This is a genomic window from Streptococcus sp. F2 (assembly GCF_056500955.1).
In genome coordinates this window covers 1-10,258 of sequence record NZ_JBWKAI010000040.1, presented here as the reverse complement: position 1 = coordinate 10,258, position 10,258 = coordinate 1, and the positions used below count along the sequence as shown (strand labels likewise).

The window sequence follows — 10,258 nt, the reverse complement described above, 5'->3', positions numbered from 1 at the left end:
CAATCTTCAACTTTTTAAGGACTGTGAGGGTGGCATCATCAATAGGTATAGACCTTACTGAGGTCTCAGTTTTAGGTGGCTTCCATTCATAGGAAATACTATCGTAACGTCTATAAGTTCTGATTTCCTTATCTCTCCAGTCAATACAGTCCCATGTTAATCCTAGAACCTCACCAAACCGAAGGCCTGTTTTTAGTTGTATATATAGTAGATAAGGGATTACAGATTTTTTGTAGTCTAAACAATTGACTAGAAAATTCAGTAACTTTTGATAAACAGCTAAACTTTGTAGTGACTTTTCTTTTTTAGTTTTTGAATTATCAATACCACTAATAATAACACCATTAGTAAAATCATAAATTTCTATCCTGTCTCTTTTGGCAAAATTAATAACTTTTCTAACTTCTGAGTTCAATCGTCTAACAGTATTAGCTGATACTTTCTCTGCGTACAAATTTATAAAAGCTTGATATTGACTTGCCTTTATAGACATAGCAGGTGCGTTACCAAAGAAATCTTTAATTTTCTGTCCTCTTAGTTTGTGTTTATAAAAAGTTGTCTCGGCTTTATTTGTAGGTAAAATATTGGACTCAAACCATGCCTCCCATAAGTTATAAAGAGAAACAGTTTTATCAATCACATTATTGCTAACAGATATGTGCTTGCATCTTTATAAAAGACTTTTTTGAATTTTTGTGACTGCTTGTTATAAATGTGTCTCGTACTCATTTACTTTGTTTTAATTTCAACGCGATCAGCAGCGTACCAACCACCCTTAGCGGTTTCTCCACCGCGAACATTGAAAAATGTAAGTTGCGTTCCCAGCTTCACATCTACTTTATTAGTTGTTTTGATAGCGTATTCCATATTTCCTGCTCCATTTGAATCGATGGTATCAATAATATAATATCTATATTTATTATCATCAGTTTGCTCTATCGATCCCGTAGATACGACTGCCATTTTTTCAATAACTAATGTAGTATAAGCATTACCTGTTTTTTCGCTAATATACTCTTTTTTTATTGCTAAACGCTTTTTCACTCCGCTCGACCTTAATTTATGGAATAAAGACATTTCGTTAGTTGAAGGTGCTCGTTTAGCCGATGATCCTCTTCAAGTCATTTCTTCACTTGAATACCAACTTGCAAAAGAACGGTTAGATGCACCTAACAAATGTCACTATTATAGTCGTAAAAGAGATATCTCTTAAATAAAGAATTAAAAAAGCAGATAGGACAATTAGTTTTTATATTTCCCAAATTGTCAAATTAAGCTAGACATTTTACGTAACTCAGAAAAACCTGATATGGTATGTTATAATAAAAAGGCAGAAAAGTTAAGACGGTGGCTCTTATTTCTGAAAGGTGGTGGTGCTTATGAATGTAGGTACTAAAATCCAAAGGGAAAGGAGCGAGTTGTTGTCGGTTTACGAGACAATGCAACTCATGCTTGGGTTTGGTAGTTTTCTACTCTCACTCATTGGCTTAGTTGTTATTATCGTAAAACTAAGCAATAAAAAATAACCGTCTCAACTTTGGTCGGTTGACGGTTATTCTTAACCAATAAACATGCCACCGTCTTAAACGGTTCTGCATTGGGTAGTTGTTTCGAACAACTGCCCTTTTCTATTTTCATTATAACCCTTATCTCCAAATTAAGCAACTATTTGATAATGTCACAATAAAATACTATTCTTTTCCTACTTCTTTATAACCATATTTTTTCAATGCTTCCTCACAAGCTTTTGATCCCTTTTTATAAAAATCACTTTCTACACCAGTAAAATTTGTTGTCAATTTTCCATCCTTATAACTATATTTTTCAGAACCAAATTTACTTTCAATAATTTTTAACTCTGAATCAATTTTTATGGAATAACCGCCTTCTGATTCAACATAACCCTTATCGCCTTTAATTGTAGCCATATGCTGATTTCTAGCATCATTAATCCAATAATATTCACCATCTAAACTATTATTTGAACATGCTACCAAAAAGAGAATTGATAACGCTAGTAATAGAGAAACTAAAATTCTTCTTTTCATTTGAATTCTCCTAATATCTTCCTATATTTTTATTATAACACCAATACTATATAAGTAACACAAATAATATCATTTTAAGATTGCATACAAAAAAGCTTGCATTTTGAAAATGCAAGCCCATTAAATCAGAAAGTAATATTTTAATTTAAAAAGTAAATCTCTTTTAATCTAATTATTTTTTTGCAAGTAATTTATATATTTTTATAAGACAAATTACTGCCGTAATAGCAAGTCCTAAGTACAACAAATTCAATAGTATTCCTAAATATAGCATAAACTCTGCCATAATAACCTCCTGACTAATCTCTAATTAAAAATTAGTATCCAACCAAAAAGTATCATTACCAACTCTGAAATACAGATGTTTTGTAGAAGTTCCTGAAGGAAGTCCTAATCCTGGAGAGACAGTCCATTGACCTTTTATACCACCATACGCTGAAGCTCCAGGTGCCTCACTAGCTCTAAATACACCATTAGCTAAAAAAGCCCAACTTCCTGCTCCATTAACTGTGGCACCATATACTCTATCAAGCCTGTCATACCCACCTTGAACCTTCTGAAAATCTACGTAATAAGTTGCTTGTAAACCTACTAATCCTGCATTCCCTGAAACAAGCATTCCTTTACATACACTGTAACCAGATCCTGAAGACCATGTTCCACCACTTGTACCTGCAGATCTAGCAAGAAGTTTCTCTGGTCTTATAGTTTCCATAATAGTATCTTTATCAAGCAAATTTCCATTATCATCATAAAATTCTGCTTGCGAAAAGTCAAATCTGACCGTAGTATAATTTTCATCATTATGAGATGATAAAGAACGTGCATAGGAAGCAATATTATTCGTTTCCTGTTGAGTGACAAACTCTATAACATATGGAGATATTTTTTCGGATGAAATAACTATATTTGAAGTTTGAGAGCTATCGTTAGAATTTACCACTTCATTAGCGTTTACTGAATGAATACTTGAATTCTCTGTAACTAAGAAGCTCATCCCAACTATACAAGCAGCCAATATAACTTTTATTTTTTTTCAAACTTCCTCCTTCTCCAAAATAAAAATTAAAATATTACTTTAATATAATTATACACCACATCTCCTCTGAAAGGAAGCGCTTTCTTTATAGCTCCATATACTCTTCGTTTGAAAATCCTACATAATTTTCACAATAAAATAATTTAACTTAAGTAACCTATTTTATTCAAAAAACTATTCTAAATTTAGATAATAGTATAGAATTATTAAGCCATTAATTACAATTTCTTTTAGCATCTAAACTCTATAAATATACAAGAATAGCAATTATTTACTAATAATTATGTTCCCGAATTTTTATTATTTTGCCCACCTTTTGCCCACCAAAATTTTATTTTATGACTTTACTTAACATTAATTATTGACTTAGAACACCCTTAAATATCTGGTAACATCACTTATCACATTTTATCTTACCTTAGTTTTATCCTGTAGGGGGTATTAATAATAGTGTCAAAAACCTTGATTTAAAAGGTTTTTTTTCTTTGTTTTGGCAAATTTGTTCTAAATTTGTTGGCTCTTTGTCAACTGTAGTTGGTAGCGAGTCTAAACCCTAGAGAGAACCAGATTGGCTCTCTCTTTTTGTATGTTCAAAGCGAGGAGGATTTTAGATCTAAAGTTCTTAAAATTGCGAAAGCCGAAGGCTGCTCGTTTGATATCCTTGATGAGTTTGTTGGTAGCCTCGAGCTTGGCGTTAGAATAGTCGAACTGGAGGGCATTTTCGATGTAAGGTTTGAGTTTGCGGAAGGTCACAAAAACCTTTTTGAAGTTCAGAGTGACAAGCTTCATGTTATCCTCGATGATTTCAAAGAAAACCTCTGTTCGTTTTTCTTGAAAATGGAAGAGCAGAAGCTGGTAGAGATCGTAGTAATAACGGAGTTCGTCTGAGAATTGAAGTGTCTTGTCCACGATTTCCTGAGGCTGGAGGGTCTGTCTAAAGGTCTTGGAATAAAAACGATTATTAGACAGTTTTCGGCTGTCTTTCTGAAAAAGGCGCCAGTGATTTTTAATGGCACGATAAGGCAGAGATTTCTTGTCAAAGGTCTTCATGATAGCGATTCGAGTGGTCATCATTGCTCTGCCAAGATGTTGGACGATGTGAAACCTATCCAACACAATTCTGGCCTTAGGAAATAGTTGCTTGATGATTGGAATGTAAGCACCAGACATGTTCACGGTCACGACTTTGACCTGTTCTCTGACTTTTCTCGGGTAGCGGTAGAAATAATTTTTAACTTTTAAACTCTCAATTATTATAATTAAATAAATTATCCCAAAATACTAATTGAAATTAACCAAACTAATATACTATCTCTCTACCAATACTAAATTAATTTTAGGAATAATAATTGCTGTAACTACAATTGACAACAACGAGGCTAATATTAAAAGAAATATCTGTAAAGAGCTTTGTATTCCAAAGAATGTATCTCTTAAAACTGCTAACTGATAACTTAATGGATTTATAGCACCAAAAATTTGAACAACTCTAGGAGCAGTATCGTATAAATAAAAAACGGGAGCAGTAAAACCTAAAGGAGTAATTAAAAATCTAATAACAATATCTCTCTTCTGATAATCATTAATAAACATAGTAATCAAAACACCTAATGATGTCCAAAATAGTAATACTACAAAAGATAACAACATAATGTATAAAAAAAGAGGAAAAGATATATTTATATTAAACAGTAAACCAATTAAATATATTACAATTTCTTGTATTCCCAAACCGAGAATTGAATATAAACTCATTCCTAAAATATAATAAAAAGGTTTAACTCCCGACGATAGTTTCAATGCTAATAAGCCATATCTTTTATCAATAGTAACTCTATAAATTACTTGTGTCATCTGTCCCACTATCAAAAGTGAAAAGATTCCAACTATTGTGTAATTTGAATAAGGTACAATTAACCCATTATAATTAACTGAACCTATTGAATTATTCAATCCCACAACAATAAAAACAACATACAGTATTGGTTGAAGTAGCTGAGATGCAACTAATCCTTTGCTTCGAAAAAATGCTATAATTTCATTTTTTCCTACTATTCTGATTCCATTTAAACCAAGATTCGATTCTTTTCTTAATTTTTCGACTTCCAAATTATTGTCCTTTCAATTATAATTTATTATTTTACTTTATTTAAATATATCTCCCTAAGTTGTGTTGTTTTTATTGAAAAGTCGTTAATTACAAATTCCTTTTCAAATTCACTTATAATGTCCAAGATAGAAATCTCTTTTGGCAGCTTTATTAAGCATGAAAAATCATTACAAATTTCCATAATATACTTATTCTCTTTGATCCAATCCTTTTGTTTTTCTGTAATTTTATCTTTGAAAGTTAGTGTCACTTCATAACTATCATTATCTAAAAATTCTTCTATTGGACCAAAAAATTCCATAACTCCATTTTTAATAAATAATATTTTATTACAAAATAATTCTAATAATTGAATATCATGCGATGAAATAATTACTGTTTTTCCATTATTCACTTCATTCTTTAAAAAAGTCAAAAAAGCCTCAGAGGATTCTGCATCAAGACCAGATGTAGGCTCATCAAGGATATACAAACTGGGTTCATGAGCAATCGCTCGTGCAATCTGAACTCTTTGTAATTGACCACCTGACAATGTATCAACAATCTTATCTTTTTTTTCATAAAGAAATACAGTTTTCAATGCTTTTTCACAAAGATTCTCTGCTTCTTTGCCAGTTATACCCGCAAGATTTAATCCTAATATTACATTATCTTTAACAGTAGTATAAAAGTCCATTACTGTTATTTGTGGTGAAAATCCTATAGATGAAAAGGGAAGCTTTTTATTTTTTATTATTGCATCTGAATAATTGATTTCTCCAGAATCTATTTTTTGCAAGCCAGTAATAGAATTTATAAATGTAGATTTACCAGCTCCATTGGATCCCAATAAACCAATAAAATCTCCATTATTAATCTCAACATTTATATTATTTAAAGCTTTCTTTGATTTAAAAGAAACATTTAAATTTTTTATATCTAGTACATTTACCATTCACACACTCCCTATAGAATATTTTTATAATGTAAACGTTTTCTCTTGAGATTCTTATTATATCAAGTTAATATTATTATATCAAATTAATCCGGAATATTTGATATCGTTGAGCTTTATTTCTAATATAAGGAGGACTTATTATGAGTAACCAACTAAAGAATCTGATCAATGCACTACAAGGAAATATGGAAGTTGTTGGAGAGTTTTTTGACAACCCATCACTTGTAATAGAAAATTACGGAATAACAGGGATGGAAAAAGAAGCATTGCTAACTAGAGATTTAAATGCACTTGATAAAATTGCACTCTCAATTAAACAAAAAGCTTTAAGCCCATCCGGCGCTCATAGTTCAGGATGTCATATTATTGACCCAGAATAACAATTTAATAAGTCGGAGCTGTGTAGTATACACAGCTCTATTTATATAAAAAGGATGAGAAGATGGAAATAATTGAAAGAAAAATTCCCACAGAGCTTCAACAAGAATTAAATAAATTTATTTTAAGATATAAAGAGGATGGTCTATCTGAACAAAATACCTATCTATTTTATAAATTTATATTAAAATCATATTCATTATCACGTGAAAATAGAATAGTATCAGATTACTAGCGAGTCTGTCAATAATCTTGTGTAAACACTCTAGCAAAGCTGATATTGTTAATCAAATAGGCTTTCAAGTGTGTCCGTACATTGGCCAAAACCTTTGTGGATTCGTTGTCCTTGCTTGAAGTTGTAATCACTAAATAGTGTGACGAGATAGCGTTCTAGGGATTCTTCATTGGGAAAGACGACTTTCTTTTTGGTTTGACGTTTGATTTCTTTGTTAAGTGATTCAATAAGGTTGGTCGAGTAGATACTTCCCCAGATCTGATGAGGAAATTCATAAAAGATCAATAGATTTTCGATTGATTCTAAGGTCTCTGAAAAGGCAACACTTTTCTGAACAATTTTTATAAAGTGCTTTTTAAGCGATAATTCGTTTGGTCATGGGAGTTTGGTAGTTAAGACTACCATGAATGCGATGATAGTTCCACCAGTGGACATAATCTTTCGTTTTGAGGGCTAATTCTTCTAGTGATTGAAAGGTTTCTTGGTTGATAAACTCCAGTTTGAAGGAGCGATAGGTACTCTCAGCGACGGCATTGTCATAGGGACAACCAGCCTGACTGAGAGAACGGGTGATTCCAAAAGCTTCAAGCATCTCATCAATCGGCTGATTGTCAAACTCCTTGCCACGATCAGAATGGAACATCTTGACCTTGGTTAGAGCGTAGGGAATGCTTTGAATGGCTTCTTTGACTAAGTCAGCAGTCTTGTCCCAACCAAGGGAGAGGCCAATGATTTCACGATTGAAGAGGTCAAGAATCAAACAAACATATGCCCAACGATTGGCAACACGAACATAGGTTAAGTCCGTCACAAGGGTTTCCAATGGTTTTTGTTGGTTAAACTGTCTCTCTAAGAAATTCGGAACTGGTGCTTCATTCTTCCCTTTAGAATGCGGTTTGAAGGTAGCCTTCTGGTAAACAGAAACCAAATTCAATCTCTTCATGATGCGACGAATCCGACGGCGAGACAAGTTGATTCCTAGTACTTCCAGACATTTTTTTATCTTCCTGGCTCCGTACCTAGACTTACTTTGGAGGAAGATAGATTTGATTTTTTCTCCAAGTTCTGCTTCAGGTACTGGCTTAACAGCTTTGTAGTAATAGCTAGAGCGAGGAATCTTCAACCAACGACACATGTTTGAAATGCTATATTTATCCTTGTTAGCAGTGATTATTTCCCTTTTCGTGCCATAATCACTGCCGCTTGCTTTAGAATGTCTAATTGCATTTCGAGTTCTTTATTGCGTTTTCTGAGTTGAATCAGTTCCCGTTGTTCATCTGTCATATTATCAACAGACTTGAAGGAACCCGTTAGTTTGGCTTGTCTGACCCACTTATCGAAGGTTGAGGGCGTTAACTCATATTCTTTGATAAGCTCACTTCGTTTCATTCCAGCATTGTGGAGGTCAACAATTTGTTGCTTAAAATCATCGGTGAAGTGGCGACGTATTTTTCTAGACATATCTGTTCTCCTGTTTTCTTTAGTGTAGAACACTTTATAAATTCTGTCTAGTTTAGTGTAACCGATTCAGCCTATACCTTAGTCACGTTATAAAGAGTTATTCTGTAAAAAGACTTAAAACATCTTGCTTCATCTCTGATGAGTGGTTGGTATTCTTATCATACAAGATTTCTTCTTTTGTATTTTAAGTCTCATATCGATTGTAAACTAATGGTTATTAATTATTTAAATAAACTTTATTAACTATTTAAACTACCTTAACAATTGACAAACACCGGTTTCTCTGATAATATACCAATTAGTTAACTGGTTAATAAAAATAAATAATACTTCTAAGGAGTTACAAATGAAAAAATCACAATATTCATTACTTATCCCAGCTGCTTTACTGACTGCTGGTTTAGCACTTTCAACTTACTCACCGATAGCTTTTGCTGATGACTCGTCATCGGTGGATAGTCATGCTGTCGTTCAACCAAATGTAAGTACAGGTAACAGTAACCAAACATTGTCTGATAGCACTGAGAAGGCAGTTAATCCATCGATGGAAAAGGAAGCCGTATCAGATCAATCACTTTCAGATGCTAAACAAGATGACAATATGATTGCCGAAAAGAAAGCCTATATTGCAAAACATACAGGTTTATCAGTCGATAAGATTCAATTATTGGATACTTCAGAAGGTAAGGCCTTGATGTACCCACATGGCGATCATCATCATGTTATTTTATTGGATAAGATTGATGTTTCTAAGCCTTTTGACGATGGGCACAGTAGCCATCACAGTGATCATGTACACCACCATCATGATGATGTTATCGAGGGTAGCTTTGCTTTTACCGCAACAGTTATAGACCCTGAGGGTAAAATATTATCTGGAAAAGACGTCCAAGTGGTAGATATAACAAGTAGCAGAAAGACACTTGCAACTGTGACAACAGATGAAAAAGGACAAGCTGTTTTTGACAAGCTTCCTTTAGGAAGAAGCTTAACTGTTTTTGTGAATGGTGTTCCTCAAGGTTATAATTTCCGAACCGGTGTCAATGGTGATAAACGTTCAGCTAGCTTTACTATCGACGGAAAAGGGACAATTGAACCAGAATACAGTAAAACACCATTGGTTGTTATCGTTCGTAATGAAGATGCGGAGCCTTTATCAGGACAAGAAGTCACTCTAAAGCATAGAGTAGGGCGTGTAATAGAGAAAGTAACAACAGGAGCTGATGGCAAAGCTGTATTTTCTAAGGGGCTTCTAGATGGTACATTCTATGAGATTATTGTCAATGGCAAGAAGCTTTCTGAAGCTACAACAGGTGAGGAAAGAAGCATTGCTCTAGATGCTAAAGATATTCGAAAATCAAGTCCACATTCAAAACCACAAGAAGACGCACCTAAAGTTCCAGAAACTAAGCCAGAGGCTAAACCACTCACTCCTGAAAAAGCTGATCAAGCAGGTAAAGTAGTAGCACCAGCTCACACAACTTCTAAAGCAGCGGCAGCTAAAGCTGAAATGAAGCAAACGACTAATCAATTGCCTTCAACAGGTGAGGTTATGAACCCATTCTTCACCGCAGCAGCACTTGCAGTTATAACAACAGCTGGGGTAGCAGCAGTTATCAACCGTAAAGAGAACTGAAAACATTCATAGTAATAAAAAAACCTTAGAAATAGGCTATTTTTACCATTTCTCAAGCTAGTTAAGGTATTAGATAATTAAATATTCCCAAATTGTCAAATTAAGCTAGACATTTTACGTAACTCAGAAAAACCTGATATGGTGTTCGATAATTTAAAGATTTCCTAGGAATTCTATTTCGTTTATCAGCGATAGCTGATAAATATTTCTGAGGAATACCATTGAAATCTATTTGCTTTGGCAGTCCATAACGTCTTAATAACCCATTTGAATGTTCATTTAACCCACGTTGACCAGGGCAACCTGGATCCGCAAAGAAAATATCAATGTCATGTTGGTTGGCTATTGTCTTCCAATTAGAGAATTCTTTCCCACAATCAAAGGTAATCGATTTAAAAAGATGTTTTGGGAATT

General features: G+C 33.4%; 12 protein-coding genes and 2 pseudogenes. 4 read left to right on the top strand and 10 right to left on the bottom strand.

Features of this window, described 5'->3' with window-relative positions:
* Both ACYTR8_RS09570 and ACYTR8_RS09565 read right to left on the bottom strand, forming a co-directional pair.
* Positions 1-640 (bottom strand): tyrosine-type recombinase/integrase (locus tag ACYTR8_RS09570; protein WP_479642067.1); only part of this gene is annotated, 640 nt, incomplete at its 3' end.
* Between the two features lie 89 nt (positions 641-729).
* Positions 730-1,044 carry a hypothetical protein gene (locus ACYTR8_RS09565; protein WP_231871997.1) on the bottom strand — a complete coding sequence of 105 codons (315 nt, stop codon included), beginning with the start codon at positions 1,042-1,044 and terminating at the stop codon, positions 730-732.
* Positions 1,045-1,379: 335 nt separating this feature from the next.
* Here ACYTR8_RS09565 and ACYTR8_RS09560 point away from each other — a divergent pair, with 335 nt between their 5' ends.
* Entirely contained in the window at positions 1,380-1,526 is a 147-nt protein-coding gene (locus tag ACYTR8_RS09560; protein WP_080504454.1) for a putative holin-like toxin, read from the top strand.
* 165 nt (positions 1,527-1,691) lie between these two features.
* Here the strand turns inward: ACYTR8_RS09560 and ACYTR8_RS09555 are convergent, their stop codons facing one another.
* From ACYTR8_RS09555 to ACYTR8_RS09535, 5 genes and pseudogenes are all read right to left on the bottom strand, one after another.
* Entirely contained in the window at positions 1,692-2,048 is a 357-nt protein-coding gene (locus ACYTR8_RS09555; RefSeq protein WP_003060590.1) for a hypothetical protein, read from the bottom strand.
* Between the two features lie 310 nt (positions 2,049-2,358).
* A complete protein-coding gene (locus tag ACYTR8_RS09550; protein WP_479642068.1) occupies positions 2,359-3,045 on the bottom strand; it encodes a hypothetical protein in 687 nt (228 codons plus the stop codon).
* 588 nt (positions 3,046-3,633) lie between these two features.
* Positions 3,634-4,323: pseudogene (locus tag ACYTR8_RS09545) on the bottom strand (transposase); the annotation flags it as partial.
* A 72-nt stretch (positions 4,324-4,395) separates the two neighbouring features.
* Positions 4,396-5,196: an ABC transporter permease gene (locus ACYTR8_RS09540; RefSeq protein ID WP_012766499.1), complete on the bottom strand. Its 801-nt coding sequence runs from the start codon at positions 5,194-5,196 to the stop codon at positions 4,396-4,398.
* Positions 5,197-5,222: 26 nt separating this feature from the next.
* Entirely contained in the window at positions 5,223-6,131 is a 909-nt protein-coding gene (locus ACYTR8_RS09535) for an ABC transporter ATP-binding protein (protein ID WP_479642069.1), read from the bottom strand.
* A gap of 143 nt (positions 6,132-6,274) precedes the next feature.
* Here ACYTR8_RS09535 and ACYTR8_RS09530 point away from each other — a divergent pair, with 143 nt between their 5' ends.
* Together ACYTR8_RS09530 and ACYTR8_RS09525 are read left to right on the top strand one after the other, a co-directional pair.
* Positions 6,275-6,514: a hypothetical protein gene (locus tag ACYTR8_RS09530; protein WP_012766497.1), complete on the top strand. Its 240-nt coding sequence runs from the start codon at positions 6,275-6,277 to the stop codon at positions 6,512-6,514.
* A 62-nt stretch (positions 6,515-6,576) separates the two neighbouring features.
* Entirely contained in the window at positions 6,577-6,747 is a 171-nt protein-coding gene (locus ACYTR8_RS09525) for a hypothetical protein (RefSeq protein WP_479642070.1), read from the top strand.
* Between the two features lie 48 nt (positions 6,748-6,795).
* Here the strand turns inward: ACYTR8_RS09525 and ACYTR8_RS09520 are convergent.
* Together ACYTR8_RS09520 and ACYTR8_RS09515 are read right to left on the bottom strand one after the other, a co-directional pair.
* Positions 6,796-7,059 (bottom strand): annotated as a pseudogene (locus ACYTR8_RS09520) (IS256 family transposase); the annotation flags it as partial.
* Between the two features lie 43 nt (positions 7,060-7,102).
* Positions 7,103-8,208, bottom strand: a protein-coding gene (locus ACYTR8_RS09515) for an IS3 family transposase (protein ID WP_479642071.1) whose coding sequence is annotated in 2 segments (ribosomal slippage) — positions 7,103-7,932 and positions 7,932-8,208 — 1,107 coding nt in all. Because the reading frame shifts where the segments join, the coding sequence is not laid out codon by codon here.
* 346 nt (positions 8,209-8,554) lie between these two features.
* On the opposite strand from ACYTR8_RS09515, the gene ACYTR8_RS09510 reads away from it, so the two are divergent.
* Positions 8,555-9,844: an LPXTG cell wall anchor domain-containing protein gene (locus ACYTR8_RS09510; protein WP_269760424.1), complete on the top strand. Its 1,290-nt coding sequence runs from the start codon at positions 8,555-8,557 to the stop codon at positions 9,842-9,844.
* A 100-nt stretch (positions 9,845-9,944) separates the two neighbouring features.
* Here ACYTR8_RS09510 and ACYTR8_RS09505 read toward each other — a convergent pair.
* Positions 9,945-10,258, bottom strand: a 314-nt coding sequence (locus tag ACYTR8_RS09505) for an IS30 family transposase (protein WP_479650927.1), incomplete at its 5' end; no start/stop codon positions are given.

Coding starts and splice junctions, on each gene's coding strand:
- ACYTR8_RS09555 (WP_003060590.1), bottom strand. CDS start 2,048: ATGAAAAGAAGAATTTTAGTTTCTCTATTACTAGCGTTATCAATTCTC.
- ACYTR8_RS09535 (WP_479642069.1), bottom strand. CDS start 6,131: ATGGTAAATGTACTAGATATAAAAAATTTAAATGTTTCTTTTAAATCA.
- ACYTR8_RS09550 (WP_479642068.1), bottom strand. CDS start 3,045: ATGAGCTTCTTAGTTACAGAGAATTCAAGTATTCATTCAGTAAACGCT.
- ACYTR8_RS09510 (WP_269760424.1), top strand. CDS start 8,555: ATGAAAAAATCACAATATTCATTACTTATCCCAGCTGCTTTACTGACT.
- ACYTR8_RS09530 (WP_012766497.1), top strand. CDS start 6,275: ATGAGTAACCAACTAAAGAATCTGATCAATGCACTACAAGGAAATATG.
- ACYTR8_RS09525 (WP_479642070.1), top strand. CDS start 6,577: ATGGAAATAATTGAAAGAAAAATTCCCACAGAGCTTCAACAAGAATTA.
- ACYTR8_RS09560 (WP_080504454.1), top strand. CDS start 1,380: ATGAATGTAGGTACTAAAATCCAAAGGGAAAGGAGCGAGTTGTTGTCG.